The following is a 26,074-nucleotide window of genomic DNA, read 5'->3' as shown; positions in this document are numbered from 1 at the left end:
GGCTATCTCACATGAGCGTTCTCCCCAAACTCTGGGCGGGGGTCTTTGCCGCATCGCTGGCGCTGACCTCGGTCTCTGCTGCATTCGCCAAGACCCCGGCCGACCAGTTGATCGTCGGCATGAGCATGATCAACTTGCTGTCCCTCGACCCGGCGGCTGCCACCGGGCTGGATGTCTCGGAGATCAACGCCAACCTGTACGACATGCTGCTGGTGCAGGATGTGCGGCAACCGGACCGGCTGGTACCGGCCCTGGCCGAAAGCTGGCAGGTCAGCCCTGATCGCAAGACCCTGACCTTCAACTTGCGCAAGGGCGTGACGTTCCAGTCTGGCAATCCACTCGGCGCCGAAGACGTCGCCTGGTCACTGCAACGCGTTCTCAAGCTCAACCTGGCCCTGGCCTCGACCTGGAAGGCCTACGGTTTTACCGCTGGCAACGTCGACCAGTACCTGCGCGCCAGCGACGAGCACACCTTCGTCGTCGAACTGCCGCGCCCGACCGATCCGATGCTGATCCTCAATACCCTGGCGACCTCGCCCAGTGCATTCATCCTCGACCGCAAAGTGGTGCAGCAGCACCAGAAGGGCAATGACATGGGCGGCGCCTGGCTGGTTACCCACGCTGCCGGCAGCGGTCCGTTCATCCTTAATGACTGGCGCGCCAACGACGTGATCCTGATGACCCGCTTCGACGGGTACTGGGGTGGCCCGGCCAGGCTCAAGCGCATCGTCATGCGCAACATGACCGAGTCGCAGTCGCTACGCCTGATGGTCGAGCGCGGTGACCTGGACCTGGCCAAGGGCATGTCCGCACCGGATATCGAAGCGCTGGAGAAGTCCGACAAGGTGCGTACCCAGACCGTGCAGCGCGGCACCCTTTACTACGTGGCCCTGAACGTCAAGCAAAAGCCCTTTGACGACGCCCGCGTGCGCCGGGCCGTGCGTTCGCTGATCGACTATCAGGGCATCAACCAGACCGTGATGCCGCACTACGGCCAGCTCAACCAGCGGCCACTGCCGCTGGGCTTGCCGGCGCGCCTGGACGATCCGGGCTACACCCTGAATGTGGCCGAGGCGAAACAGCTGCTGAGCGACGCCGGCTACCCCGAAGGCTTCAAGACCACTATCCGCGTGCTCACCGAGCCGCCGTTCATCAACATTGCCTCCAGCCTGCAATCGACCCTGGCCCAGGCCGGCATCCAGGCCACCATCGTGACCGGCACCGGTAACCAGATCTACGGCGCCATGCGTGAGCGCAGTTTCGACATGCTGGTCGGGCGCGGGGGTGGTGGTGCCGAGCGGCATCCGCATTCGAGCCTGCGCACCCTGGTGTACAACCCGGACAACCGCGACGAAGCCAAGCTGAGCAACTTCCAGGGCTGGCGCACGTCGTTCTACAGCCCCGAGTTGAACAGCCTGATCGAACAGGCCGAAGTCGAGCCGGACAAGGCGCGGCAATTGGCGCAGTACCAGCAGATCCAGACCACCCTGGATGCGCAGGTGGGGGCGATCCTGCCCGTCTCGCAAATGACCGACACCGTGGTGCTGTACAACGATGTCCGGGATTACCAGGGCCACACCGCGGCCACCACCCCTTACAAGGACGTCTACAAGTCGCGTTGAGCGGGTGAGGGGCGTGCGCGTCCCTCACGCTTCGGTGCTTGGTGAACGCTTTTTCAGGAGCCTGATATGTTTCTTTCGACTGCCTCTGTGCTGGGTGCCCGCGTGTCCGGCACTGCTCGCCGGGCCAGCACCGTCCTGGTGACCCTGCTGGGCCTGCTGGCGCTGACCTTCTTCATTGGCCGGGTGATGCCGCTGGACCCGGTGCTGGCCGTGGTCGGTCCGGACGCCGACAGCACCACCTACGACCAGGTGTACCGGGCCATGGGCCTGGACAAACCGATCTGGACCCAGTTCGGCCTGTACCTCGATGACCTGCTGCACGGTGATTTCGGCAACGCGCTACTGACCGGCCACCCGGTGCTCGAAGACATCCGGCGGGTGTTCCCGGCGACCATCGAACTGGCGACCCTGGCGATCCTGTTCGGCATCCTCATCGGCTTGCCGCTGGGTGTGGTCGCCGCCAGCAACCAGGGCCGCCTGGGCGATCATGTGGCACGGGTGATCACCCTGTTCGGTTACTCCACGCCGATTTTCTGGGTCGGCATGATGGGCCTGCTGGTGTTCTACGCCTGGCTGGGCTGGGCAGGCGGGGCAGGGCGCATCGACCTGGCCTACGACGGCATGGTGCCGGATGTCACCGGCCTGCTGCTGATCGACACGGCGCTGGCGCGTGACTGGGAAGCCTTTGCCAGCGCGCTGCGGCACATCGTCCTGCCCGCGTTGATCCTCGGCCTGAACTCGGTCGCCTACATCAGTCGCATGACCCGCAGCTTCATGCTCGAACAGCTGTCCCAGGAATACATCATCACCGCGCGGGTCAAGGGCCTGTCGCGGCGCCAGGTGGTCTGGGGCCATGCGTTTCGCAACATCCTCGTGCAGTTGCTCACGGTGGTCGCCCTGGCCTACGGCTCGTTGCTCGAAGGTGCGGTACTGATCGAGACGGTGTTCGCCTGGCCCGGCTTTGGCCAGTACCTGACCAGCAGCCTGATGCTCGGTGACATGAATGCGGTGATGGGGTGCGTGCTGGTGATCGGCCTGATCTTCGTCGCCCTCAACCTGGTCAGCGACGCCCTGTACAAAGTGTTCGACCCAAGGACCCGCTGAGCCGCCCAGGCCTGCGTGAGCACAGTAAACAACTATAAAAAGAAGGATGCCCACATGAACACTGTATTGCCGACCCTGCGCATGAGCCTGCTGGGCGCGATCATGGCACTGAGCCCGATCGCCGCGGTGCAGGCCAAGACTCCTGCCGATCAGTTGATCGTCGGCATGAGCATGGTCAACCTGTTCTCCATCGACCCGGCCAACGCGCCGGGCCTGGATGCCTCCGGGGTCAATGCCAACCTCTACGACACGCTGGTCAAGCGCGACCACGGCAACCCGGAAAAACACCTGCCGCAGCTGGCTGAACGCTGGGAGGTCAGCGAAGACGGCAAGCAGATCACCTTCCACCTGCGCAACGACGTGAAGTTCCACTCTGGTAACGCCCTCACCGCCGAAGACGTGGCGTGGTCGCTGTACCGGGTGATGAAACTCAACTTCGGCCTGGCCACCACCTGGAAGGCCTACGGCTACAGCGTCGACAACATCCAGGGGCTGATCCGCGCCACCGATGCGCAGACCCTGGTAGTCGACCTGCCGCAGCCGACCGACCCATTGCTGGTGATCGACTCGCTGGCGATTTCGCCCAGCGCCGTGGTGGTCGACCGACAGGAAGCCTTGAAGCACGAGAAGAACGGCGACCTGGGCGCTGCCTGGCTGGTCACTCACGAAGCTGGCAGCGGCCCGTTCACCCTGAGCAAATGGAGCGCCAACGATTCGCTGGTGATGAGCCGTTTCGATGATTACTGGGCAGGGCCGGCCAAGATGAAGCGGGTGCTGGTGCGCCACATGACCGAGTCGCAATCGTTGCGCCTGATGCTCGAACGCGGTGACCTGGACCTGGTCTACGGCATGGCCGCGCCCGACATCAAGGCCATCGAGCACTCCGACAAGCTGCAGGTGCAGTCGCTGCAACGCGGCACCATGTACTACGTGGCGATGAGCATGAAGCAACCCGAATTCGCCAACCAGAAAGTCCGCGAAGCGGTGCGTAACCTGATCGACTACCAGGGCCTGGACGAACAGGTGATGCCGCATTACGGCAAGCTCAACCAGCAGCCGATGCAGCTGGGCCTGGAGGCGCGCCTGCCGGACCCTGGCTACAAAATGGACGTGGCCAAGGCCAAGGCGCTGCTGGCCGAGGCCGGCTACCCCCAAGGTTTCAGCACCACCATTCGCACCCTGTCCGAGCCGCCCTTCATCGACATTGCCGCGCGCATGCAGTCGACCCTGGCCGAAGGCGGGATCAAGGCCAGCATCGTCACCGGCACCGGCAACCAGGTGTATGGCGCCATGCGCGCGCGCAACTTCGAGATGATCGTGGCGCGCGGTGCCGAGCGCTACCCGCACCCGTACTTCAGCCTGCGCACGTTCATCTACAACCCGGACAACGGCGACGCCGCCGGCTTGCCCAACTTCCAGGGCTGGCGGGCGTCGTTCTTCAATCGCCAGCTCAATGAGCTGATCGACCAGGTCGGTGTCGAGCGCGACGCAGGCAAGCGCCTGAGTTTGTACCACCAGGCGCAGAAGCTGTACGACGAGCAGGTCGGCCCGATCATGATGATCTCGCAGATGACCGACACTGCCGTGAGCGCGGTGGACGTCAAGGGCTTCGTCGACGATGACGCCGAGGCGACCCGTTACCTGGGTGTCTACAAGCAACGCTGAACACCGCCGGGAGGCGTCTGCGGACGTCCCGGGTGGCCATGATTTCACATCGAGAGCATGCCGATGATTGCCAACCTGTCTTCTACCGATTCAACCGCCGGGCGGCCGGCCGACAAGACGCCAGCCTCCAGCCTCGACGCGCTGTACAAAAGCAGCCTGCGGGTGCTGCGTCACCTGTTGCGCAACCCGATGACCCTGGCCGGGGTGCTGGTAGCCTTGTTGCTCATGGTCGCCGCCGCCTTCGCGCCCTGGATCGCCACCCACGACCCGGTGGTGCAGAACCTCGCCAATGCCCTGCAGGCCCCCGGCGCCGCGCACTGGTTCGGCACCGACGAATACGGTCGCGACATCTTCAGCCGGTTGGTCTACGGCTCACGCATCACCTTGTACATCATTGCCCTGGTGACGATTATCGTCGGCCCGATCGGGCTGTTCATCGGCACCGTCTCGGGCTATTTCGGCGGTATCGTCGACACGGTGTTCATGCGCATCACCGACATCTTCATCTCGTTCCCGAGCCTGGTGCTGGCCCTGGCGTTCATCGCAGCCCTTGGCCCTGGCCTGGAGCATGCCGTGGTTGCCATCGCGCTGACTTCATGGCCACCGATCGCACGCCTGGCCCGGGCCGAGACGTTGTCGCTGCGCAAGGCCGACTTCGTCGTCGCCGTGGAGCTGCAGGGGGCGTCCTCGAGCCGCATCATCCTGCGCCACATCGTGCCCATGTGCCTGTCGTCGGTGATCATCCGCCTGACCATGAACATGGCCGGCATCATCCTCACCGCCGCGGCCCTGGGCTTCCTCGGCCTGGGCGCGCAGGCGCCGCTGCCGGAGTGGGGCGCGATGATCTCCACCGGCCGGCGCTACATGCTCGAGTGCTGGTGGCTGGTCGCGGTACCGGGTGCGGCAATCATGCTGGTGAGCCTGGCGTTCAACCTGTTGGGCGATGGCCTGCGGGACATTCTCGATCCGCGTAGCGAGTAACTGGAGGCTTTATGTCGACGCTCAAACTCAATGTCGATTCGCTCAATGTGCGCTTCGTCAACGGCAAGAAAGAAATGCACGCGGTGCGCGATGTGTCGTTCACCCTGGGCCGCGAAAAGCTCGCCATCGTCGGCGAGTCCGGCTCGGGCAAGTCCACCGTCGGGCGCAGCTTGCTCAAGCTGCACCCGGCGAGCACGCAGATCAGCGCCAAGGCCATGCAGTTCGGCGAAGTCGACCTGCTCGGCGCCAGTGAAAAGGCCATGCAGAAGATCCGTGGCCAGCGCATCTCGATGATCATGCAAGACCCCAAGTACTCGCTCAACCCGGTGGTCAAGGTCGGCGACCAGATCGCCGAGGCCTACCTGGCGCACCACAAGGCCAGCCGCAGTGAAGCCCGCGACCGGGTGCTGCTGATGCTGGAGAAGGTCCACATCCGCGACCCGCAGCGGGTCTACAACCTGTATCCCCATGAAGTCAGCGGCGGCATGGGCCAGCGCATCATGATCGCCATGATGGTGATCACCAACCCGGAAGTGATCATCGCTGACGAGCCAACTTCGGCGCTCGATGTGTCGGTGCGCCAGCAAGTGCTGAACGTGCTCGAAGAGCTGGTGGTCGAGCAGCAGATGGGGCTGATCTTCGTCAGCCACGACCTCAATCTGGTGCGCAACTACTGCGACCGCGTGCTGGTGATGTACGCAGGAAGAGTGGTCGAGTCGCTTGCCGCCTGCGACCTGCAGTACGCCGAACACCCCTACACCCGTGGCCTGCTGGCAGCCTTGCCGAGCATGGACAACCGCCGCCCGCGCTTGCCGGTGTTGCAACGCGACCCACTCTGGCTCACCTGCTGAGGTAATTGACATGTCCATGATCCAGGCACAATCGCTGAACCTGAGCTTCGGCATCGGCCCTGCGCTCAACCAGGTGCTGCACGACGTCAACCTGAGTGTCGAGGACGGCGAGTCGTTCGGCCTGGTGGGCGAGTCGGGCTCCGGCAAGACCACCGTGCTGCGCTGCCTGGCCGGCCAGTACCGGCACTGGAGCGGAGCGCTGAGCATTGCTGGCGTACCGCTGCAGCACAAGATCCCCAAGGAGCACTTTCGCAAGGTGCAGATGGTCTTCCAGGACCCGTACGGCTCGCTGCATCCGCGCCATACCATCGACACCGCGTTGCGCGAGCCGCTGACCATCCACGGGATGGACGAGCGTGACGATCGCATTAACGACATCCTGCTCAAGGTCGGCCTCAACGACAGCTTTCGCTATCGCTATCCGCACCAGTTATCCGGCGGCCAGCGTCAGCGCGTGGCGATTGCCCGGGCGCTGATTCTCCAGCCGCGGGTGTTGCTGCTGGATGAGCCGACCTCGGCCCTCGACGTTTCGGTGCAGGCGGAGATTCTCAACCTGCTGTCGGATCTGCGTCAGCGCGAGAAGCTCACCTACCTGATGGTGACCCACGACCTCGGCGTGGTCAGCCACCTGTGCGACAAGGTCGCCGTGATGCAGCAGGGACGGATTGTCGAGCGCCTGGACAGCCAGGCGTTGAGTCAGGACCTGGCTCGTCACGAATACACCCGCATGCTGGTGCAGGCCAGTCGCGATTTCAGTGCCGAGTCGCCACGGGTTGCGACGGTCTGAACACTGCCTTTTCAAACAGGGAACTCAACATGCCCCATTGCACTATCGATTGCCCGGCAGCCCTCGCCCGGCGAGTCGGCGAACAGAAGTTGCTGGCCGCCGTGCACGACGCCATCGACGCCAGCGGCTTGTTCAAGCCTGGCGATATCAAGGCGCGCCTGAACAGCTTCGAGCATTACCGCTGTGGTGCCACCCAGGATGATTTTGTCCACGTGGCGCTGTACCTGTTCGCCGGGCGCAGCGCTGAACAACGGCGCAGCCTCGCGTCAGCGACCATGGCGGCGCTGGTCGCCTTGTTGCCAGAGGTCGAGGCGTTGTCCATGGACGTGCGGGAAATGCCGCGGGAAACCTTCGTCAATCGCAGCCAATACCTCGAACAGGTTGCGCTGGCGATCTGAGGCTTTTGGTTCAGGTGCACAATCAAGGAAAACCAGAACATGCCGTATGCGAGTCCTGCTGTTGCTTCAACCCGTCACCCTTTGGCGCAGTCGGTACTGGCTGTCCTGGCCGTGGGCTGCAGTCTGCCGCTCTGGGCACTGGAGGCGCCCGCCAGGGTCCAGGTGCCGACCCTGGCGTATGATGACCAGCAGATTATTTTGGTATGGGAGAAGCCGGCAGGGCACGCCGCTATCGCCGATTACCATGTGTACGCCAATGGCAAGCTGCTGGGTGGCGCCAACGCCAACAATGCCCGGGTGTCGCCGGCCAGGCCTTACATCGACAGGTTCTACGATCAGGACACCCGGCACTTCCATCACCGCATCGCCGTCCACAGTTTCACCGCGCTTGGCCTTGCGCCCGACACCGAATACCGTTTCACGGTGCGTTCGGTGGGAAGCGACGGCAAGGAGTCGGCTGATAGTCCGGCGGTGGTCCAGCGCACCACCGCCGTGCCAGCGCTATTCGATGTAAGAGAGCAGGGTGCCAAGGGCGATGGCAGCACGCTGGACACCGCCGCGATCCAGCGCGCCATCGATGCCTGCACCCCGGGTTGCAAGGTGCTGTTGCCGGCAGGTACGTACAAGAGCGGCGCGCTGTACCTCAAGAGCAACATGACCCTCGAGATCGCCGAGGGTGCGACCTTGCTTGGCTCCGAGCGTGCCGAGGACTACCCGCGTGATGGCTACGTCCAGTACCCGTATTCCACTACCGTGCGCCCGGCCTCGCTGATCAACGCCTTGCCCCGTGACCCGCGCAAGCACCAGGCTTTCGAGAACATCCGCATCGTCGGCAAGGGCACCCTCGACGGCAATGGCTGGAAACGCCAGGCCGACGCTATCGACGAACGTGGCAAGCCGTTGCCGGTCTATGTGCCGAGCGACAACACGCGATACATGCACGATGGTGTGCTGGCCAAGGCTCAGGTAGAACGCGCGGTGGCCGAAGGCATGAACGTCAAGGACGCCTATGGACAGATGCGCTCGTCGCTGATCACCCTGCGCGATGTGACGAACGTCTTCTACGGTGGCTTCACGGTACTCAACCCCGCTTACCACGGCATCATGAACCTGGAAAACCACAACGTGGTGCTGGCCAATATCACGCACAAGACTTTTGATGCCAATAACGGTGACGGTGTCGAATTCGCCAACAGCCGCGGCGCGATGGTGTTCAACAACTTCTTCGACACCGGTGATGACTGCGTCAACTTCGCAGCCGGCACGGGCGCCGAAGCGACGCAGCAAAAGCCTCAGGAAGACGCCTGGATCTTCAATAATTTCTTCCGCAAAGGCCACGGCATGGTCGTCGCCGGCAGCCATACCGGGGCGTGGATCCAGAACATCCTGGCCGAGGACAACGTTTCCGACGGCACCGATGCCGGTCTGCGCATGAAGAGCACCAACTTCATGGGCGGCGGGGCACGCAACGTCACCTTCCGTGATTCGGCGATTCGCAATACGCTCAAGCAGGCCTTCATCTTCACCCTTGATTACAACGATCCGAATGCCAGGCTCGACTACAGGAAATCGACCCTGGCAGGGCAGTTCCGCGATGTCCGGGTCAGTGATGTGAGTGTGGAGAACGCCGGGATGGCGGCGATCGAAGTCAAGGGTGATAGCCAGCACAGCGCCTTTCATCAAGGCCTGGCCTTTGAGCGGGTACGCTTCAGTGGTCCGGCCGGCGTGAAAATCGATGGCTTGAAGGATTCGCGATTTGACACTGTTCGCTTCAGTGAAGCCGGGGATGCCAATCCATGGCAGGTGAGCGGTAGCCAGGGGCTAGCCTTCCATGACGTGGAGCCAGCGCCGCCCGCTCAATAGCCGGTAGCGTTATTCGTTGTAGAACGCCTGGCGTTGTTGCGCTTCACGCAGGCGCATGCGGCTGTTGCTCAAGTGCAGGTACATGGCCGCCCGCGCCGCATCCACCTGGCGACTGGCGATGGCGTCGAAGATCTGCTGGTGCTCGCTGTTGATGCCCTGCAGGTAGGTGCTGCGATTGCTTTGGCCGGTATAGGCGGAGTTCATCCGGGTGCGCGGGATCAGCTTGGTGCCCAGGTGCTTCATGATGTCTATCAGGTAGGGATTGCCGCTGGCCTTGGCGATTTTCAGATGGAACTGGAAATCGGCGTTGATGGTGCTGCCGGATTTTTCCGGCCCTTGCAGCAACGCGTGCAAGGCCTGCTCCAGCTCCTCGAGTGCCTGCGGCGTGGCACGTTCGGCGGCCATGCCGGCGGCCTGCACTTCCAGGCTCAGGCGAAACTGCAACAGGTCGAGCACTTCCGACAGTTCAACGATCGTCGACGGCCCGAGGGTGAATCCTTCGGGGGCCGGCATGTCTTTCACGAAGGTACCGACCCCGTGACGGGTTTCGACCAGGCCCGCCGCCTGCATGCGCGACAGCGCTTCGCGAACCACCGAGCGACTGACCCCTTCGGCCGCCATGATATGCGCTTCGGTAGGCAGCTTTTCGCCACGCTTGAGCTCGCCTTCACGCATGCGCCGGGCAAAGCGTTCAACCAGTGATTCGGCCATTCGGCGCGGTTTGTTTTGGGCTGCAGAGGAGGAATCCGACATCGTCTTGCTCTTGGCTGATCGGCGGGCATTATAGTGCGTTTTGAGCCAAGGCTGCGGGTATAATGACGCCATCGTCTGGCATGAAAGGATTTGTTACATGGTGAGCGCTGCCCCTGATCGACGCCTGAACCTGGCCCAGCAACTGGTGCTTGATCTGTCGCGCAAAATTCTCGCCGGCGAGCTGCCAGCGGGGACCAAGCTCCCTACCGAACAAGTCATCACCCAGGAGCGCGGCGTCAGCCGGACCGTGGTTCGCGAAGCCTTGTCGCGACTGCAGGCAGAGGGGCTGGTAGAGACCCGGCGTGGCATCGGCACCTTCGTTGTCGACACCATCCGGCCCGGCGACTTCCAGGGCAACCAGCATGAAAAGGGCAGCGCCTACGACGCGGTGGCGATCATCGAGCTGCGCTTGAGCCTGGAGGTGGAGGCCGCCGCCATCGCTGCGCAATGCGCCACTCCCAGCCAGTTGTTGGCCATGCGTTATGTACTGGATGAGGCCCACGCGCTGGATCCGGCCAGTGAGCAAAGTACGCGCCTGGACTTCGAGTTCCACCTGCAGATTGCCCAGTGCACCGCGAACGGTTTCTTCATCGATGCCATGACCCACCTGGGCAGCATGTTGCTGTCTGCCACGCAGCAGCCGACCCCGGCGGTGACGGAGCAACTGCGCAGCTTGCAGGTACGTGAGCGCGAACAGATCTACGCCGCGGTGGCGCGCCAGGACGTCGAAGCCGCACGCGCGGCCATGCGCCTGCACCTGACCAATGGCTTGCACCGCGCGCGTAGCGTCGTTCAGTCAGCCGCTCGATAACGGCTCTGCGTACCGCGTCCTCAGAAGTCGAAGAACACGGTTTCTGCTTCACCTTGAAGATGAATATCGAAGCGGTACGCCAGCTTGCCGTCCACCGTGCAGCGTCGGGCGACCAGGGATTCACGGCGATGGGGCTGTTCGATCAGGTTCAACACCGGATCTGCGGCATTCGCCTCGGGTTCATCGTCGAAGTACAGTCGGGTGTGCAAGTGGATGTTGATGCCCCGGGCAAACAGCGCCACGTTGATATGCGCCGCCATGGTCACGCCCGCGGCGTTTTTCAGCCGGCCGGGCTTGACGGTCTTGATCGTCCATTCACCGGTATCGGTGGTCGCGGTACGGCCAAAGCAATTGAAGGGTTTTTCCAGGTCGAACGCGCTGTCGTAAACGCCGTCGTGGTTGGCCTGCCAGCACTCCAGGAAGGCATCGCGAATCAAGTGGCCATTGCCGTCATACACGTGACCCAACACTAGAATGTGCTCGCCCGGCGCGCCAGGCCTGGCCATCTCGTTCCAGATTTCCTGCTCGCGCGGCGCGTTGCCGGCAGCCTCCAGCGCCAGGCCGATGTGCACGTAAGGGCCGGCGGTTTGCGACGGGGTTTCATTCAGAAGTTGAACGGGCATTCGCAGGCCTCCTCAGCAGTTTTCGAAGTGGGTCTTGCGCTGGCCGCGCAGGACGATATCAAAACGATAAGCCAGGCAATCCATGGGATTGGCCATGCCCATGTCCAGCCGCGCGATCAAGCTCTGCACCGCGTCCGGGTTGGCGATTGACTTGACGATCGGGCACATGGGGATGAGCGGATCACCTTCGAAATACAGCTGGGTAATCAAGCGCGTGGCAATCGACGGGCCACTGATGGAGACGTGGATATGCGCAGGGCGCCAATCGTTGGGACCGTTGCGCCATGGGTAGGGGCCGGGCTTGACGGTGCGGAAGCTGTAGTTGCCATCGCGGTCGGTCAACGCACGGCCAACGCCGCCGAAGTTCGGGTCGAGGGGGGCCAGGTAACTGTCTTTCTTGTGGCGGTAACGACCACCGGCATTGGCTTGCCACATCTCCACCAGGGTGTGGGGAATCGGCTTGCCGTACTGATCGCAAACCCGGCCGGCGACGATGATGCGCTCGCCAATGGGTAGGCCGCCGTGATTGAAATTCAACAGCAGGTCGTTATCGTGGCGACCCATCTGCAGATGGGAAAAATCCGGGCCGCTGGTCTCGGATGCAGACTGGGGGATGCTCACCAGTGCCTGGCGGGGAGAGCGCAGGATCGAAGTCTTGTAGTCAGGCGTCAGGGCTTTTGGATGCCAATTACGGTCACGAATGACGAAGCGGCTGTCGTGCGCATCAGACATGTCGTTTTTCCTATTGTTATGGTGGGACGAAGGCAATCACTGGGTTGGCAGCGACTGGTAGCCCAGTGTCCTCTTGTATGGCCCACCGTAAAATTGAAAAAATCGACCTTATGCATATCCAGATGGTTATGGATACTGACCTTCGCGATACTCCTGCCCGACCTCGCGCAGTGCCTCCACGCACCACTGCGCCGCCGGTGCCACCGGCAATGCAGGATTGGTGCACAGCCCCACGGAGCCACCCGGCTCACGCATGCCCAGGTCCAGCTCGACCAACTCACCCTGGCGCAAGTCCTGCCTCACTGCGTCGAAAGGGGCGACCCAGATGGCCTGGCTGCACAGCACATAGCGCCGACTCAGGGCTACCGACAGGGTTTCCAGGCGTTGGCGCGATGGCGTTATCCCGTGCTGCACGAACAGGCTGTCGGCGAATTTGCGGATCGTCGTCCCCGCCGATGGCAATACCAGCGGATAGTCTTCGAGGTTTTTATTGCCCGACGGATCGGCGAGCACCGGATGGTCGCTGCGGACCACCAGGGTCATGGATTCGCTGTACAGGTGTTCGAACGCCAGCCCGAGAATCAGTGGGCTGTCGGTCATGCGGCCGACCACCAGGTCCAGCTCGCCCACGCGCAGTCGGGACAGCAAATAGGCACTCGGGCCGGTCACGATACTGACCACCAGCGCCGGGTGGCGGTCGTGAAGACGGCAGACCACTTCAGGTACCAACAGGCTTTCGACCGTGGACAGCACGCCGAGCTGCACGGTAATCGGTTCATGCACACCCGATCTCAAACTGTTGACCCCGTCGCGCAGCGATTGCACGCTCGGCCCTGCGTATCGCAGGAAGGCCACGCCGGCTTCGGTCAGCGTCGAGCCCTTTTTGCCCCGTTCGAACAGCCTGGCGTCGAGCAGGGTTTCCAGTTCCTTCAGGGTCTTGGACAGCGCCGGCTGGCTGATCGCCAATTTGTCGCAGGCACGCGCCAGGCTGCCCTGGCGTGCCACCTCAAGAAAACACAGCAGATGACGGAATTTGATTCGGTTATCGATGTTCAATCGGGGGGCTCTGCCGTCGTTTTTTGGCCAATAATGGTCAGTGAACCCAGTCTTCGTAAGACAGCCCTGAAACGCGGCTGAACTCACGCACATTGTTGGTGACCAGCACACAACCTGAAGCAATCGCGTGTCCTGCTATAGCCGTATCATTCTCACCTATTACCGACCCTGCTTCGGTGAGTCGGCTCTTCACCTCTATCGTCGCGTCAACGGCGGTCTGACCCCACGGCAAGATTTCATCCAGGCGCTTCACAAATTCATCAACCAGCATTTTGTGCTTGGGCGATGCTTTTTTACCGATTTGGCCGTAACGCATTTCGGCATAGGTGATTGCAGAAATTACGATCCGATTATTCTGCGCGACCTCTGCGGCTAATCGCTGCAGAACGGAAACCGGGTGCTCGCGCATGATGAAAGAGCAAATGCAGGTATCCAGCATGTACGTCGTCACAGATTGAACCTGCCTTCATCGCTGATAACGCTTGGACGCTCTTGTAGAAAGTCCTCATCAGCCTTGGGCAATTCAGCCAGTGACAACCAGCTCGGGCGAACAGGACGCAGGGTTATGGTGTCGCCGCTGCGGGTTATTTCCAGCTCCCCGACACCCTCATAAGCCATGTCAGTGGGAAGGCGGATTGCCTGATTCTTACCGTTCTTGAAAATTGAGACCGTGCGCATGACGTCACTCCTGCCGATTGACTGACAGGTGCAATATAGTCATGCGCGCAGGCATATGCAAGGCATATGTTTATTCTCGCTTGGTGACGAGCTGCACGGTAATCGGCTCATGCAGACCCGAGCGCAAACTGTTGATCCCATCGCGCAGTGATTGCACGCTCGGCCCTGCCATTTTTTGGGTGCATATCCATTTCTGCGGTAACGGCCGCATATGGTTTCGCCCTTACGGCGACTCACTTTTTCAAACGCCAAAAAGTAAGCAAAAGGCTTTGCCCCACCACTTGGTGCCTCGCTAGGGCTCGGCATGCCATCGTGGTTAACGGGGCACCCCAGATCCAAAGCAAAGCGAGGCGGCCTTAAAGCCGGCCTGATTTTAAGTGAGCACGTTCCCCTGTAGGAGCGATGCTTGCTCGCGATGGAGGTCAACGATAACGCACCCTGTCTGGATGAACGCGTTGCCTGGAAGTCCATCGCGAGCAGGCTCGCTCCTACAATGGGATCGGGGACAATCTGCGATCAGACCACAGCCCGCACACCTGCACCTTTCCCCTCCGCCTGCACATCATGCAGGGAAATCCTCGACGTCTCCGGCAACGCCAGCCCACCCGCCAACGCCAGCAATGCAATCGCTATCAGGTAGAACGCCGGCGACAAATTGCTGCCAGTGGTGCTGATCAGCCACGTCGCCACCAGCGGTGCCGTGCCGCCGAAAATCGTGTACGCCATGTTGTAGGTGATCGCCGAGGCGGTGTAGCGAGTGCGGGTCGGGAAGGTTTCCGAGAGCAAGGCCGCCGTGACCACGCCACACAACACCGCGCCAACCGCCAGGAGCATGACACCCGCGACGGATGCTGCAAACGAGCCGGAGCTGGCCATCAGGAACGAGGGATACACGGCCACGATTAACAGGGCACAAGCGGTCATCACCGTCATTCGACGCCCGACCCGATCCGAATACAGCCCGGCCAGCGGGCAGATCGCCGCGGCGAACAGCAAGGCGATCAGGGACACCAGCAACGCCGTTGCACGACTCAAGCCACCGGCGACTTGCAGGTAGGTCGCGAAGTAGGTGGTGAACATATAGAACGACAGCGCCGTGAGCGACACGAAGGCGCCCAGGCAGCAGATGGCTGCGCCATGGTTGCGCAAGGTTTCCTTTAGGGGGGAATGGGCGACGGCATGTTCCTCGGTCACCGCCTGGAAGGCCGGTGTTTCATCAAGCTTCCAGCGCAGGTAAAGACCCACCAGGCCTAGCGGCGCGGCAATCAGGAACGGCAGGCGCCAACCCCAGCTGCCCATCGCTTCGGCGGATAAGGACGCTTCGAGCGCGTAGGCCACCACGGCTGCGGCGGCGAAGGCGGAAAAGGTCGACACCGGAATGAAGCTGCCGTACCAGGCGCGTTTATCGCTCGGTGCATGCTCCATCAGGTAGGCACAGGCACCTGCGTATTCGCCCCCGGCGGAAAAACCCTGGGCGCAACGGATCAGCGAAAGAAGTATCGGCGCCGTGACCCCGATGGCGGCATAGGTGGGCAGCAGGCCGATCAAGGTCGTCGCACCGGCCATCAGCAGGATCGTCATCGCCAGGGTGCGCTTGCGACCGATCCTGTCGCCCAGCATGCCGAAGAAAATCCCTCCAAGGGGCCGGAACGCAAAGGCCACGGCGAATACCGCAAAGGTCTTGAGCAGCGCGGCACTCGCATCGCCGCTGGGGAAAAACTGCTGGGCGATGGTCGTGGCCAGGAAGCCATAGACGGCGAAGTCGAACCACTCGACGAAATTGCCGATGCCGGCAGCCACGATCACTCTTCTCAGTGTTTTCGGGCTAACTTGTTCCGTAGTTGTGCTCGTCATGCTTGACCTCGACAGTTCGTCAGTGAGCTATCGATTATCGAGGCAGGCGCTGAAGCGGTTCACTTCAAAAGTGTCATCCACGTAGTCAGTACCGACGCCGCGCAGCAATCGGCGAGGTCAGCCAGAGGGCTTCGCCTGCACAAGGATTCGAAAGGTTGGATAAGACTGTTTTTGGCTTTAATGGATCCATTAAAATCCGTTTATCGGTAAAAAGCTTGACTGATATTGGGTTGTTCCGATTCAATGGATCCATAAAAACAAGCCTGTCCCGGAGATTCCTATGTATCCGAAAAACACCTGGTATGTCGCCTGCACCCCCGACGAGATTGCTTCCAAGCCCCTGGGGCGGCAGATATGCGGTGAGAAAATCGTCTTCTATCGCGGCCATGAAGGGCGCGTTGCCGCCGTCGAGGATTTTTGCCCGCATCGCGGTGCCCCCCTTTCGCTGGGCTATGTCGAGAATGGCAACCTGGTCTGTGGCTACCACGGCCTGGTGATGGGCTGTGACGGCAAGACCGTCGAAATGCCAGGTCAGCGCGTACGGGGCTTTCCGTGCAACAAGACTTACGCCGTTGAAGAGCGTTACGGATTCATCTGGGTCTGGCCCGGGGAACAGGACAAGGCCGACCCTGCGCTGATCCATCATCTGGAATGGGCGGTCAGCGATGAGTGGGCCTACGGCGGTGGGCTGTTCCACATCAATTGCGACTATCGACTGATGATCGATAACCTGATGGACCTCACCCACGAAACCTACGTGCACGCCTCGAGCATCGGCCAGAAAGAGATCGATGAAGCGGCGCCGATCACCACCGTCGAGGGTGACGAGGTGGTCACCGCGCGGCACATGGAAAACATCATGGCACCACCGTTCTGGCGCATGGCCCTGCGTGGTAACAACCTGGCCGACGACGTGCCGGTCGACCGTTGGCAGATCTGCCGCTTCAGTCCGCCCAGTCACGTGCTGATCGAGGTGGGGGTGGCCCACGCCGGCAAGGGCGGGTACAACGCCGAGCCGCAACACAAGGCCGCAAGCATCGTGGTCGACTTCATTACCCCGGAAACCGAGACGTCGATCTGGTACTTCTGGGGCATGGCACGCAATTTCAATCCCCACGACGAAGCCCTGACCGCCACCATCCGCGAGGGCCAGGGCAAGATTTTCAGCGAAGACCTCGACATGCTCGAACAGCAGCAGAAAAACCTGCTGGCCAATCCCGAGCGTAACCTGCTCAAGCTCAATATCGATGCCGGTGGCGTGCAGTCCCGGCGCGTGCTGGAACGCCTCATCGCCCGAGAGCGGGCACCGGCAGTCGAGCTGATTGCCGCGGTCAAGTAGCGAGGGCAGCGCCCTCGAGCGCTACGCCAGTCCACCCCCATTGATCCTGTTCGCGGCCACTGCGGTGGCCGGTCTTGAAGGTGCGCCATGATTGAAGTCGTCGTGACATCCCGCAACAACGAAGCCTTGGATATTTGCAGCTACGAGTTGACCTGTGCCCAAGGCGGGGCATTGCCCGGCTTCAGTGCCGGGGCCCATATCGACGTACACCTGCCTGGCGGATTGATTCGCCAGTACTCGCTGTGCAATCACCCGCAAGAGCGCCATCGCTACCTGATCGGCGTGCTCAAGGACACCGCCTCGCGCGGTGGTTCCCAGAGCCTGCATGAGCACATCAACAGTGGCGACCGGCTGTTCATCAGTGAGCCGCGCAACCTTTTTCCGCTGGTGGCCGAGGGGCGACACAGCCTGTTGTTCGCCGGTGGCATTGGCATCACGCCGATTCTCTGCATGGCCGAGCAACTGGCCCACAGCGGTGCCGATTTCGAGCTGCATTACTGTGCTCGCTCCAGTGAGCGTGCGGCGTTTGTCGAGCGACTCAAAGGCGCATCCTTTGCCGATCGCGTGCACCTGCATTTCGATGAAGAGGCTGATTCGCGCCTGGACGCCGCCAAGGTTCTAGCGAGTCCTGGGCCTGACTTGCACCTGTATGTCTGCGGCCCGTCCGGGTTCATGCAGCACGTGCTCGACAGCGCCAGGGCCCAGGGCTGGAGCGAGGGGCAGTTGCACCGTGAATACTTCGCCGCAGCGCCGGTGGATACCGCTGCCGATGGGGCATTCCAGGTCAAGCTTGGCAGCAGCGGGCAGGTGTTCGACATTCCGGCGGACAAGACGGTGGTCCAGGTACTGGAAAGCCACGGTGTCGAGATTGCGCTTTCCTGTGAGCAGGGCATCTGTGGAACCTGCCTGACCCGTGTGCTCGAAGGGGTGCCCGATCACCGTGACCTGTTCCTGACCGAGGAAGAGCAGGCAGCCAATGATCAGTTCACGCCGTGCTGTTCGAGGTCTCGCTCGGCGCTGTTGGTGCTGGATCTTTAAGCGAGCCGATCATTCGCCGCGCGAAATCACTTTCATCCGTTCGCTATTGCTGATCGCGCCGAAGACCTCGGCGTAACGCAGTGTCGCATTGGCGTGTTCACGCATGATGGCTTCAGCGCGTGCGCCCTGGCGGCTGACCAGCGCGTCGAACACCGAGTGGTGTTGCATGTGGGCAAAGTTGAAGCGCCGGTATTCGCGCGCCATGTCTTCACGGTCGATCGCCAGCGCCGACACTGAAGCGAAGGGACGGTGGTCGTTGCGCGCCAGGGCTTCGGCAATGGCCGGGTTGGCGCTGCTTTCGACGATCACCTGATGAAAGCGCATGTTGAGGTCATGGAACGCCTCAAGGTCTTCTTCGGTCACGTAGCCTTTATCGAACAGCGCATCGCCTTGCACCAGGCATTCGCGCAGCGCCGCCTGCGCCTGTTCACTCAAGCCGCGTTCGGCGCTCTGGCGCGCCGCCAGCCCCTCCAGCACCCCGCGCACCTCCACGGCTCCGGCGATATCGTCGGCACTCACCGAGCGTACCTGATAGCCCCGTCCGCCATGGCGCACCAGCAAGCCTTCCTGTTCCAGGGTGACGAAGGCCATGCGCACCGGCATGCGCGAGACGCCGAAACGTTCCGCCGTCGGAATTTCCATCAGCCGTTCGCCCGCCGCCAGCTCGCCCGAGGCGATCATTTTGCGCAGTGCGACCAGCACCATTTGACCCGGTTTGCTCATGCAGGCGACTTCCAGAGAGTGGTTCACCATAGTAACGCAAGGAGGGGGCGGATGCAGGGGCGACAAGCGCCCCTGGTGGGAAGGGTCAGAGTGACAGTGGGTAGCTGACGATTACGCGGGTCTGATCGAAGTCACTGTTGAAACTGCGACGGTTGGTGGCGTTGTTGATTCGCACGCTGAGGTTTTTCAGCGCGCCACTTTGCAGGGTGTAGCTGACCTCGGTGTCGCGTTCCCATTCCTTGCCGTTGCTGCCAGCCTTGGTGGTGGCGTTGTCGCCGTGGCCGTAGCGGGTCATCAGCAGCAAGCCGGGGATGCCGACGGCGACGAAGTTGTAATCGTAGCGAGCCTGCCACGAACGCTCATCGGCGTTACTGAAGTTGCCGTTGAACATGTCATTGCCCAGGGTGCGCCCACTGCTGCCATACACGGACATCCAGCCGGTGTCGCCGCTGACCTTTTGCAGTCCCAGGTACAGGGTGTGGCCCCCCAGGTTGGCCGAGAACAGCCCGTAGGCGGTATGGCTTTGCACGTTACCGATAAGGGCGCTGCCGTCGTCCTTGTCGACGAAATAGCCCAGGTTCGCGCCGAGGGTCCAGTCGCCGAGTTTCTGTTTGTGCAGCAGGTTCAGGTAGCTTTGCTGATAGATGTCTTCGAGCTGCGAATACCAGGCGCCGACCAGGGTCTGTTGTTCGTTGAAACGGTACTCGGCGCCGGCATAGTTGAAACCGTCCGACATGACGGTAGGCGCCGCCCAGGCCGAGAGGTCTTGCATGTTCGAGGAGTTGCGCAGGCTCACGTCGGTGTATCGACCTGCCTGCAGGTTCAGGCCAGGGAGTTCGCGGGACACCAGCATGGTGCCCTGGAAGGTCTGTGGCAGCAGGCGCCCGTCGTCGTAGCGCAACAGCGGAATATCCGGCATGAGCTCACCCAACATCAGCTCCGTCTCGGACAAGCGCATTTTTGCCGCCACCCCGGCGCGCCCGTAGTTGTCGGCGGAGTGACCGTCGTCGTGCACCGGTAGCAGCTCCGAACCGCTGCGTTGCGGGCCGCTATCGAGCTTGACGCCAAGCATCGCTATGCCGTCCAGGCCAAAGCCGAGCAAGCCAGGGGTATAACCGGAACTGAATTTGAGGATCGCGCCCTGGGCCCATTCTTCGATCTTGCTCTTGCTGGCGCCAGGATCGTTGAAGTCACGATTGAAGTAGTAATTTCGCAGCATCAGGCTGGTCTTGGAGTCTTCGAAAAAACCATTGCTTTCGGCATTGGCGCAAGGTAACAGGGCAAGCGCTATCGCACCGCCGAGCAGGGCCCGGGGAGGGAGGGGGAAGCTAGTCATTATTGTTATTTTCCTGGGAGGATGTAGTCAGTAGCGGGGGCGCCCCCCGCTACCTCTTTGCAAAGGTGTCAGGCCTGGCTGAGTTGGGCGCCAGGCTGTGGTTGGGCGCCGGGCCGCAATGCCAAAAGCACAGCGGCGGCGATGACGAAAACCACGGCAAACACCCCATACAGGTGCAGGGGTTGCCAACCGCTGTCCAGCAGCAGGCCGGCGACGGTCGGCGAAAGGATCGCGCCGATGCGCCCGATCCCGATGCCCCAACCGACCCCCGTCGTGCGCACCGAAGCGTCGTAGACAATTGGCGACAGAGCGTACAAGCCCGCCACGCAACCGTTGGAGAACAGCCCGATCAACAGGCCCAGGCCGAGTGCCATGGATACCGATGAAGCAGAGCCGACGAACAGTACCAACAGCCCCGCGGTGATCAGCATGAACAGCGACAGCACCCGGGTCAGTCGCCAGCGTGAGGCAAGGCCGCCAATCAACGCGGCGCCGAAGATACCGCCGACGCTCAGCAGCACGCCGCCGCTGATGCCTTGCTGTGCCGACAACCCTGCTGAGACCAGCAGTTTCGGCGTCCAGCTCATCACGAAGTAGAAGCCGAACATCACCAGGAAGAACAACAGCCAGATCAGCAGCGTGGTGCGCCGCGATTCAGGGGAGAGCAACTGCGCCAGGCGCCCACGGCCTGAAGTCGGCGCGGAGAGGGCGACGGGCAGTTCGCGCAGTGCCGGCTGGCCGAGGCGAGCGGCCAGTCGATTGATGCGCGCCAGGGCGTTCGCCGGGCGACGGGCGATCAGGAAATCCAGGGATTCCGGCAAGTACAGCAGCACCAGGGGAATGACCGCCAGGGTCACGGCGCCGCCGAACAGGAACACCGAACGCCAGCCAAAGTGCGTCAGCAACCACACCGACAACAGCCCGCCCAAGGTCGCACCCAAGGCATAACCGGTCGATTGCAGGCTCACCGCCAGCCCGCGCCAGCGTTTGTTGGCGTACTCACTGGCAATCACGTTGCTGCTGGCCAGGATCCCGCCAATACCCAGGCCGGTCAGCCCGCGCAGTAGCGCCAGTTGCACCGGCGTCTGGCTCAGGGCCGACAACAGCATGCCGATCCCCGAGAGCAGCAAGCAAAACAGGATCAGCGGGCGACGACCAAAGCGATCCGCCCATGGCGCAATGAACAAAGAGCCCGCCGCCATGCCAAACAGCCCGGCACTCAACAGCAGCCCGATCTGGGCGCCATTCAAGCCCCATTCGGCGGACACCGAGGAGGCCGTGAAGGCCATCACCAGCACGTCGAAGCCATCGATCATGTTCAGGACAATACAGATGCCCACCGCCAACCATTGGAAGCGCGCCATGGGGCGCTCATCTACCACGCTCTTGAGATCGACACTCATGGTTGCCCCTCGAGAAGAGGCTGGGTAAAGGCAAAGCGAGAAAGGCACGCGTTGGTGGGTGCAAGCCGAAGCTTGAGCCCGATTGAGAAGTCATTCATCCCGACACCCTTGTTATTTTTATGAGCGGGCAGGCGCTGTACCTGACACCGTGCAGTGCCAGTCAATCAATATATGGATCCATTGAAAAGTGATTTTGATCGGGATTTTATCGATGGGTTTCTTGTTTGTTAATAAATTCTTTCAAAATCAATAAGTTAATATGACTCACAAAGTGTTCGATTATCGGCCGTGTTTTTTGTGTTTGAGTAAAGGATCCATTGTTGGTGGATTGGAGTTTGGCCGACACTGGGGCTGTCCGGCCACAACGCCTATTTCGCCGGCGATTTCATTTCCGTTCTTATTTGCGTCTCAGGCCCGAAAAACTGACTGGGATCATCGGCCTTCTTCAGGTCGACCCAGGCCCGGCAAATGCAGTGTGAGAATTGTTCCCGCACCGTATCGGGGTCTTGCCAGTCCATGGGTGATGCTTGGGTTTTCTGTCCCTCGGCCGTTTTATAGCAGACACAATTGTCGAGTCGGGTGACGCCGTTATCGCTCTGGCAAGCGGTGGTAAGCAAAGAGATCGCGATGAGCATGACGATGCGTTTCATTGGCTCCTCTCCGAGGCTGTAGTGATGGGCTGAGCCTGAATAGACCGCCCGACAGTAGAAGAAGCTTAGCTGTCATTTTGCATCGCTCCATCCACTGCCAGCCTTTGGTTGCGGATTCAATCGGTGCCCATTGAACTCACTGCTATCGAGGATGCCCCGGCTGGTCCGCGCTGGCTCTCAGCGCCTTGGCTACCTGGGTTTGAATGGCGTAGGCGGGCGCCTCGACGGCGGAGTAGTCACGGGTGTAGCGAGTGGCAAACTCGCCGACGCCCCATTGCTGGTACTGCTGCACGTGCTTCAACTCATGGGCCCACAACGCGACGTTGTTCAGCGCATCGTCCTCACTGCGAAAGACGATGACGTCGACAAGGGTGACGGCATTCACATCGGGGTTCTGCAGCATGGTGTTCGCGGCGTTCAGCTCCTCGTCGTCGCCGACTTTATAGCGGGCCGAATCGAGTACCTGGAGGTCATAGTAGGGTTCGAGCTGGGCGCGGATGTTCAGCGGGATGGTTTGAACACCGCCGGCTGCCGCGGTGTTGCGCGATTGAGCAATCCAGTTCTGTAATCCAACGGCCGCTATCTGGTTCATGTTTTCGAAAAGCTCCCCGGTGTCCTCCTTCGAGCCTGGCGCACAAAAACAGGCGACCACACACACCTGGTACTGGCCTTGCGGGCAGGCCAAGGCAGCAGACGAAGTGCCAACGCACAAGAATGGAATCGCCAAGCGCAAGACTTGACGTAGAAAGACGGCTGACAAGGGGGGGGCTCCCGGAGGCAATGGTTATTTGGCAGGAGCATCACGCGCCGATTTCCTGCCACGGGTTCGACCGCTGTAACGACGTTCGATTCCCTGGACCCTCGGTTTTTTCAGACCATTGACCTCGAAAATACGAATGAGAATATCTATCAAAAGCTGGTGATACGGTATACCATGCGCTGCGAAATTATTGGCATGTATGCCGTCCCATTTGGCTATTCTCTCAAGGCTTCCTAGATGCGTCGTACCCTGCTGTCTATCTGTGTGCTTCAGGCGTTTTCCACTTCCTCCTGGGCGGAGCAAGCGACAACCGCTAAAACCGGCCTGGAGTTGCAGGCGACCGACATCGTTGGCACCGCTGACCTTGAAACCGCCACGGGGCCAGTGGACGGCTATCGCGCCACCCGTTCTGCCAGTGCAACGCGTACCGACACGGCGATCCACGAAACCCCACAGTCCATCAGCGTTGTACCCAAGGATGTCGTCGAGGACATCAGTGCAACAAGGTTGCAGGATGCGCTCGATTACGCCGGCGGAGTGGGACGGGCCAATAATTTCGGCGGCCAGGGGCTGACCACCTTCACCGTGCGTGGCTTTACCACCGGTGAGTTCTATCGCAACGGGTTCCCGATCAACCGTGGTTATCCGAACATGCCGGATGCGAACACCATCGAGCGCCTTGAAGTATTGCGCGGCCCGGCGACCACGCTTTACGGCCGAGGCGATCCTGGCGGCACGTTCAACGTGGTCTCCAAGCAGCCGCTGGCCGAGCGCACCGTCACGCTGGGCAGCCAGCTCGATGATCAGGGAATGAAGCGTGGCACGCTGGACGCCTCTGGCCCGCTCGACGAAGAGGGTCGCCTGGCCTATCGCCTGAACGTGGTGGGAGAGGGCGGTGATACTTTCCGCGATCATGTGGAAACCGAACGCTATGGCGTGACGCCGGTTATTTCGTGGCAGGCCAACGACGACACCAAGGTGATCTTCGAAGGCGATTTCATGCGCAACAACCACCCGCTGGATCGCGGCCTGACACGCTATCCGAATCAGATTGGCACCGCCTCGCGCGACACGTTCTTCGGTGAAAAAGACGTCGGCAAGTTGCACAACGACAACAACATGGCCCAGCTGCGTTTCGAGCACTTCCTCAATGACGACTGGACACTGGGCGGTGGTTTCCAATGGCTCGATGGCACCTTGCAGGGCAATGCCGTCGAAGCCAATGGCGTCGCTGCCGACGGGCGCACCCTGGGGCGCAACTTCAACTACCGCAAGCTGGAGTGGACCGACAAGGACACCCAGCTGAACCTCACCGGGCATTTCACCGCGGGCGGTTTCGATCACACCTTGCTGACCGGCATCGAGTACGAGGATTACGACTACCAGTCGATCATCCAGCGCTCCAGCGGCGCGGTGAGTGCCTACCCGATCGATATCTTCAACCCGGTGTATGGCCAGCCCCGTCCGGCCCTGACCCGCACGCCGACCGACGACAAGGAAAACCTGAAGACCTACGCCGCCTTCGTCCAGGATCAGGTGGCGTTGACCGAGCGCTTGAAAGTCCTGGCGGGCGCCCGTTTCGAGCGCTTCGAGCATGACTACGAAACCTTCGTGCCGGGTGGCAGGAGCTGGGAAGCGAGCGACAACGCGGTGACGCCGCGTCTCGGCGTGCTGTATGACCTGACCGATACCGTGGCGCTGTATGCCAATACCGCACGCTCTTTCAAGCCCAATAGCGGCGCCAGCCGCGAGGGTGGCGGCTTCGACCCGGAAAAGGGCAAGTCCTATGAGTTGGGGCTCAAGTGGGAAGCGCTGGATCGCCAGCTGAGTGTGGACGCGGCGATCTACCAGATTGAAAAGCGCAATGTCCTGACCACCGACCCCGTGGACTCGACCTTCAGCGTGGCGGCGGGCGAAGTACGCAGTCGTGGCTTTGACCTGAACGTGGCCGGCAACGTAACCCCGGAGTGGCGGGTGATTGGCGGCTATGCCTATGTCGATGCCGAGGTCACCAAGGACAACGTGATCGAGTCGGGCACCCGGTTGATGAACATTCCGAAGAACAGCTTCAGCCTGCTCAACGTCTACGAATTCCAGGATGGCGCGCTCAGGGGGCTGGGGCTTGGCACCGGGCTCAAGTACGTCGATGAGCGTGCAGGGCAGACGGCCAACACGGCGTTTTCGATGGGCAGCTACACCGTCGTCGATCTGCTCGGCTTCTATCAGGTCAACGACAAGGTCCGGCTGAATCTCGATGTGAAGAACGTGTTCGACCGGGATTATGAAGAAGGCGCCTTTGGTAACGTCTATGCCTACCCGGGTGCGCCGAGGACGGTTCAGGTTGGTATTTCCTATTCCTTGTAGCTCGATGGGATGTAGCACGTTCACTCGCCCGCCCCGTTGCAGGGCGGGCGAGTGAACGGGTCACTGGGTCTTCTTCAGCCCTTTCAAACGTATATTCGCCCGTTGCACGGCGGCCATTTTTTCAGGCCGCTTCATGCGTTTCCACTTCCTGATGTCTTCCTTGCTGCGCCCGCAGCTCACGCACAGATCGCCGCTCAACTGGCAAACGGCAATGCAGGGGTTTTCGATTTCCTTGGCCATCGTCAATGGCCCCTGGTCGCGCTTGAGGCCAGGCGCTTTTGCCAATCGCCGCCATGGGCGCGTTGGCACTCCTCCTCAGAGTCGAATCGGACAGTGTGATCCGAAGCCTCCAGGTCGATGTTGGCCTCCTTCAGTGCAAAAGCCGTCAGCTCAAGAATCCGCGCTTTCGCGTTAGCTTGGGCGAGTGTTTTGTCGGCCAGCGTTTCGAACACCCAGGTCACCTTCAGTGTTTGGGCAAGCGCGTTCAAGTCAGCCGTATGGGTAAGCCAGGTAAAGCCCTTGATTTCAGATTTTGCCGTTTCGCAGGCATCGGTCAGCGTTGCAATCAAACGGCGCTCGATCCGCGCAAGTTCACGTTTGCCCAAGGGCATGGCGGGTTCCTTTGGAGTTAAAAAAATGGGAGGGGCTCAATCCTGCAAGCGATGATTGCCGCCTACGAAAGC

26 protein-coding genes are annotated in these 26,074 nt (G+C 61.4%); 12 read left to right on the top strand and 14 right to left on the bottom strand.

Going from position 1 to position 26,074, the window contains the following annotated elements; translation table 11 throughout:
* The first annotated feature begins 11 nt into the window (after nucleotides 1-11).
* From HFK74_RS20560 to HFK74_RS20525, 8 genes are all read left to right on the top strand, one after another.
* Nucleotides 12-1,622 (top strand): ABC transporter substrate-binding protein, encoded by a 1,611-nt coding sequence (locus tag HFK74_RS20560; protein ID WP_180205090.1) that lies wholly within the window; start codon nucleotides 12-14, stop codon nucleotides 1,620-1,622.
* A gap of 66 nt (nucleotides 1,623-1,688) precedes the next feature.
* The gene (locus tag HFK74_RS20555; RefSeq protein WP_180205089.1) at nucleotides 1,689-2,726 is read left to right on the top strand and encodes an ABC transporter permease; all 1,038 of its coding nucleotides are present in this window, start codon (nucleotides 1,689-1,691) and stop codon (nucleotides 2,724-2,726) included.
* Between the two features lie 54 nt (nucleotides 2,727-2,780).
* Entirely contained in the window at nucleotides 2,781-4,391 is a 1,611-nt protein-coding gene (locus tag HFK74_RS20550) for an ABC transporter substrate-binding protein (protein ID WP_180205088.1), read from the top strand.
* A gap of 63 nt (nucleotides 4,392-4,454) precedes the next feature.
* Nucleotides 4,455-5,372, top strand: a complete 918-nt coding sequence (locus HFK74_RS20545) for an ABC transporter permease (RefSeq protein WP_180205087.1) — start codon at nucleotides 4,455-4,457, stop codon at nucleotides 5,370-5,372.
* Nucleotides 5,373-5,383: 11 nt separating this feature from the next.
* A complete protein-coding gene (locus tag HFK74_RS20540; RefSeq protein WP_008065611.1) occupies nucleotides 5,384-6,223 on the top strand; it encodes an ABC transporter ATP-binding protein in 840 nt (279 codons plus the stop codon).
* A gap of 10 nt (nucleotides 6,224-6,233) precedes the next feature.
* Nucleotides 6,234-7,010 carry an ABC transporter ATP-binding protein gene (locus HFK74_RS20535; RefSeq protein ID WP_180205086.1) on the top strand — a complete coding sequence of 259 codons (777 nt, stop codon included), beginning with the start codon at nucleotides 6,234-6,236 and terminating at the stop codon, nucleotides 7,008-7,010.
* Between the two features lie 29 nt (nucleotides 7,011-7,039).
* Nucleotides 7,040-7,408 carry a 5-carboxymethyl-2-hydroxymuconate Delta-isomerase gene (locus HFK74_RS20530; RefSeq protein ID WP_180205085.1) on the top strand — a complete coding sequence of 123 codons (369 nt, stop codon included), beginning with the start codon at nucleotides 7,040-7,042 and terminating at the stop codon, nucleotides 7,406-7,408.
* 39 nt (nucleotides 7,409-7,447) lie between these two features.
* On the top strand, nucleotides 7,448-9,271 hold the full coding sequence (locus tag HFK74_RS20525; protein WP_180205084.1) for a glycoside hydrolase family 28 protein: 1,824 nt from the start codon (nucleotides 7,448-7,450) through the stop codon (nucleotides 9,269-9,271).
* A 9-nt stretch (nucleotides 9,272-9,280) separates the two neighbouring features.
* Here the strand turns inward: HFK74_RS20525 and HFK74_RS20520 are convergent, their stop codons facing one another.
* Nucleotides 9,281-10,024 carry a FadR/GntR family transcriptional regulator gene (locus tag HFK74_RS20520; RefSeq protein ID WP_180205083.1) on the bottom strand — a complete coding sequence of 248 codons (744 nt, stop codon included), beginning with the start codon at nucleotides 10,022-10,024 and terminating at the stop codon, nucleotides 9,281-9,283.
* Nucleotides 10,025-10,121: 97 nt separating this feature from the next.
* Here HFK74_RS20520 and HFK74_RS20515 point away from each other — a divergent pair, with 97 nt between their 5' ends.
* The gene (locus HFK74_RS20515) at nucleotides 10,122-10,835 is read left to right on the top strand and encodes a FadR/GntR family transcriptional regulator (protein WP_180205082.1); all 714 of its coding nucleotides are present in this window, start codon (nucleotides 10,122-10,124) and stop codon (nucleotides 10,833-10,835) included.
* 20 nt (nucleotides 10,836-10,855) lie between these two features.
* Here HFK74_RS20515 and pcaG read toward each other — a convergent pair whose 3' ends face one another.
* The 6 genes from pcaG to HFK74_RS20485 form a co-directional block, all read right to left on the bottom strand.
* Nucleotides 10,856-11,458: a protocatechuate 3,4-dioxygenase subunit alpha gene (pcaG, locus tag HFK74_RS20510; protein ID WP_180205081.1), complete on the bottom strand. Its 603-nt coding sequence runs from the start codon at nucleotides 11,456-11,458 to the stop codon at nucleotides 10,856-10,858.
* 12 nt (nucleotides 11,459-11,470) lie between these two features.
* Nucleotides 11,471-12,190 carry a protocatechuate 3,4-dioxygenase subunit beta gene (gene pcaH / locus HFK74_RS20505; RefSeq protein WP_008065619.1) on the bottom strand — a complete coding sequence of 240 codons (720 nt, stop codon included), beginning with the start codon at nucleotides 12,188-12,190 and terminating at the stop codon, nucleotides 11,471-11,473.
* Between the two features lie 126 nt (nucleotides 12,191-12,316).
* A complete protein-coding gene (pcaQ, locus tag HFK74_RS20500) occupies nucleotides 12,317-13,246 on the bottom strand; it encodes a pca operon transcription factor PcaQ (RefSeq protein WP_180205080.1) in 930 nt (309 codons plus the stop codon).
* Nucleotides 13,247-13,283: 37 nt separating this feature from the next.
* On the bottom strand, nucleotides 13,284-13,697 hold the full coding sequence (locus HFK74_RS20495; RefSeq protein ID WP_180205079.1) for a type II toxin-antitoxin system VapC family toxin: 414 nt from the start codon (nucleotides 13,695-13,697) through the stop codon (nucleotides 13,284-13,286).
* Nucleotides 13,694-13,924 carry a type II toxin-antitoxin system VapB family antitoxin gene (gene vapB, locus HFK74_RS20490; RefSeq protein ID WP_008065625.1) on the bottom strand — a complete coding sequence of 77 codons (231 nt, stop codon included), beginning with the start codon at nucleotides 13,922-13,924 and terminating at the stop codon, nucleotides 13,694-13,696. Before vapB ends, HFK74_RS20495 begins: the two co-directional genes overlap by 4 nt.
* A 516-nt stretch (nucleotides 13,925-14,440) precedes the next feature.
* Complete coding sequence (locus HFK74_RS20485) at nucleotides 14,441-15,778, bottom strand: MFS transporter (RefSeq protein ID WP_180205078.1); 1,338 nt, start codon at nucleotides 15,776-15,778, stop codon at nucleotides 14,441-14,443.
* A 280-nt stretch (nucleotides 15,779-16,058) separates the two neighbouring features.
* On the opposite strand from HFK74_RS20485, the gene HFK74_RS20480 reads away from it, so the two are divergent.
* Complete coding sequence (locus HFK74_RS20480; protein ID WP_180205077.1) at nucleotides 16,059-17,117, top strand: aromatic ring-hydroxylating dioxygenase subunit alpha; 1,059 nt, start codon at nucleotides 16,059-16,061, stop codon at nucleotides 17,115-17,117.
* An 87-nt stretch (nucleotides 17,118-17,204) separates the two neighbouring features.
* Nucleotides 17,205-18,155: a PDR/VanB family oxidoreductase gene (locus HFK74_RS20475; protein ID WP_180205076.1), complete on the top strand. Its 951-nt coding sequence runs from the start codon at nucleotides 17,205-17,207 to the stop codon at nucleotides 18,153-18,155.
* A 9-nt stretch (nucleotides 18,156-18,164) separates the two neighbouring features.
* Here the strand turns inward: HFK74_RS20475 and HFK74_RS20470 are convergent, their stop codons facing one another.
* From HFK74_RS20470 to HFK74_RS20450, 5 genes are all read right to left on the bottom strand, one after another.
* Entirely contained in the window at nucleotides 18,165-18,878 is a 714-nt protein-coding gene (locus tag HFK74_RS20470) for a GntR family transcriptional regulator (RefSeq protein ID WP_180205075.1), read from the bottom strand.
* Nucleotides 18,879-18,963: 85 nt separating this feature from the next.
* The gene (locus tag HFK74_RS20465; RefSeq protein ID WP_180205074.1) at nucleotides 18,964-20,214 is read right to left on the bottom strand and encodes an OprD family porin; all 1,251 of its coding nucleotides are present in this window, start codon (nucleotides 20,212-20,214) and stop codon (nucleotides 18,964-18,966) included.
* Between the two features lie 68 nt (nucleotides 20,215-20,282).
* Entirely contained in the window at nucleotides 20,283-21,617 is a 1,335-nt protein-coding gene (locus HFK74_RS20460) for an MFS transporter (protein ID WP_180205073.1), read from the bottom strand.
* A 368-nt stretch (nucleotides 21,618-21,985) separates the two neighbouring features.
* Entirely contained in the window at nucleotides 21,986-22,267 is a 282-nt protein-coding gene (locus HFK74_RS20455; RefSeq protein WP_180205072.1) for a hypothetical protein, read from the bottom strand.
* Nucleotides 22,268-22,409: 142 nt separating this feature from the next.
* Nucleotides 22,410-22,859, bottom strand: coding sequence for a DUF4157 domain-containing protein (locus HFK74_RS20450; RefSeq protein WP_180205071.1), 450 nt, complete (start codon nucleotides 22,857-22,859; stop codon nucleotides 22,410-22,412).
* Between the two features lie 405 nt (nucleotides 22,860-23,264).
* Here HFK74_RS20450 and HFK74_RS20445 point away from each other — a divergent pair, with 405 nt between their 5' ends.
* Nucleotides 23,265-25,391: a TonB-dependent siderophore receptor gene (locus tag HFK74_RS20445; RefSeq protein ID WP_180205070.1), complete on the top strand. Its 2,127-nt coding sequence runs from the start codon at nucleotides 23,265-23,267 to the stop codon at nucleotides 25,389-25,391.
* Between the two features lie 60 nt (nucleotides 25,392-25,451).
* Here HFK74_RS20445 and HFK74_RS20440 read toward each other — a convergent pair whose 3' ends face one another.
* Nucleotides 25,452-25,631, bottom strand: a complete 180-nt coding sequence (locus HFK74_RS20440; protein WP_180205069.1) for a DUF1289 domain-containing protein — start codon at nucleotides 25,629-25,631, stop codon at nucleotides 25,452-25,454.
* 2 nt (nucleotides 25,632-25,633) lie between these two features.
* Nucleotides 25,634-26,002, bottom strand: a complete 369-nt coding sequence (locus HFK74_RS20435; protein ID WP_180205068.1) for a hypothetical protein — start codon at nucleotides 26,000-26,002, stop codon at nucleotides 25,634-25,636.
* Nucleotides 26,003-26,074 lie beyond the last annotated feature (72 nt).

Origin of the sequence: Pseudomonas sp. SbOxS1 (assembly GCF_013416725.1) — a bacterium.
Lineage (GTDB): Bacteria > Pseudomonadota > Gammaproteobacteria > Pseudomonadales > Pseudomonadaceae > Aquipseudomonas.
Note: the sequence above shows the minus strand (reverse complement) of the source record. Positions and strands in the feature narration are given on the sequence as shown.

Coding starts and splice junctions, on each gene's coding strand:
- HFK74_RS20440 (WP_180205069.1), bottom strand. CDS start 25,631: ATGGCCAAGGAAATCGAAAACCCCTGCATTGCCGTTTGCCAGTTGAGC.
- pcaG (WP_180205081.1), bottom strand. CDS start 11,458: ATGCCCGTTCAACTTCTGAATGAAACCCCGTCGCAAACCGCCGGCCCT.
- HFK74_RS20555 (WP_180205089.1), top strand. CDS start 1,689: ATGTTTCTTTCGACTGCCTCTGTGCTGGGTGCCCGCGTGTCCGGCACT.
- HFK74_RS20520 (WP_180205083.1), bottom strand. CDS start 10,024: ATGTCGGATTCCTCCTCTGCAGCCCAAAACAAACCGCGCCGAATGGCC.
- HFK74_RS20535 (WP_180205086.1), top strand. CDS start 6,234: ATGTCCATGATCCAGGCACAATCGCTGAACCTGAGCTTCGGCATCGGC.
- HFK74_RS20540 (WP_008065611.1), top strand. CDS start 5,384: ATGTCGACGCTCAAACTCAATGTCGATTCGCTCAATGTGCGCTTCGTC.
- HFK74_RS20460 (WP_180205073.1), bottom strand. CDS start 21,617: ATGAGTGTCGATCTCAAGAGCGTGGTAGATGAGCGCCCCATGGCGCGC.
- pcaH (WP_008065619.1), bottom strand. CDS start 12,190: ATGTCTGATGCGCACGACAGCCGCTTCGTCATTCGTGACCGTAATTGG.
- HFK74_RS20525 (WP_180205084.1), top strand. CDS start 7,448: ATGCCGTATGCGAGTCCTGCTGTTGCTTCAACCCGTCACCCTTTGGCG.
- HFK74_RS20515 (WP_180205082.1), top strand. CDS start 10,122: ATGGTGAGCGCTGCCCCTGATCGACGCCTGAACCTGGCCCAGCAACTG.
- vapB (WP_008065625.1), bottom strand. CDS start 13,924: ATGCGCACGGTCTCAATTTTCAAGAACGGTAAGAATCAGGCAATCCGC.
- HFK74_RS20455 (WP_180205072.1), bottom strand. CDS start 22,267: ATGAAACGCATCGTCATGCTCATCGCGATCTCTTTGCTTACCACCGCT.
- HFK74_RS20480 (WP_180205077.1), top strand. CDS start 16,059: ATGTATCCGAAAAACACCTGGTATGTCGCCTGCACCCCCGACGAGATT.
- HFK74_RS20445 (WP_180205070.1), top strand. CDS start 23,265: ATGCGTCGTACCCTGCTGTCTATCTGTGTGCTTCAGGCGTTTTCCACT.
- HFK74_RS20485 (WP_180205078.1), bottom strand. CDS start 15,778: ATGACGAGCACAACTACGGAACAAGTTAGCCCGAAAACACTGAGAAGA.
- HFK74_RS20560 (WP_180205090.1), top strand. CDS start 12: ATGAGCGTTCTCCCCAAACTCTGGGCGGGGGTCTTTGCCGCATCGCTG.
- HFK74_RS20465 (WP_180205074.1), bottom strand. CDS start 20,214: ATGACTAGCTTCCCCCTCCCTCCCCGGGCCCTGCTCGGCGGTGCGATA.
- HFK74_RS20550 (WP_180205088.1), top strand. CDS start 2,781: ATGAACACTGTATTGCCGACCCTGCGCATGAGCCTGCTGGGCGCGATC.
- HFK74_RS20450 (WP_180205071.1), bottom strand. CDS start 22,859: ATGAACCAGATAGCGGCCGTTGGATTACAGAACTGGATTGCTCAATCG.
- HFK74_RS20470 (WP_180205075.1), bottom strand. CDS start 18,878: ATGAGCAAACCGGGTCAAATGGTGCTGGTCGCACTGCGCAAAATGATC.
- HFK74_RS20545 (WP_180205087.1), top strand. CDS start 4,455: ATGATTGCCAACCTGTCTTCTACCGATTCAACCGCCGGGCGGCCGGCC.
- HFK74_RS20435 (WP_180205068.1), bottom strand. CDS start 26,002: ATGCCCTTGGGCAAACGTGAACTTGCGCGGATCGAGCGCCGTTTGATT.
- HFK74_RS20475 (WP_180205076.1), top strand. CDS start 17,205: ATGATTGAAGTCGTCGTGACATCCCGCAACAACGAAGCCTTGGATATT.
- HFK74_RS20530 (WP_180205085.1), top strand. CDS start 7,040: ATGCCCCATTGCACTATCGATTGCCCGGCAGCCCTCGCCCGGCGAGTC.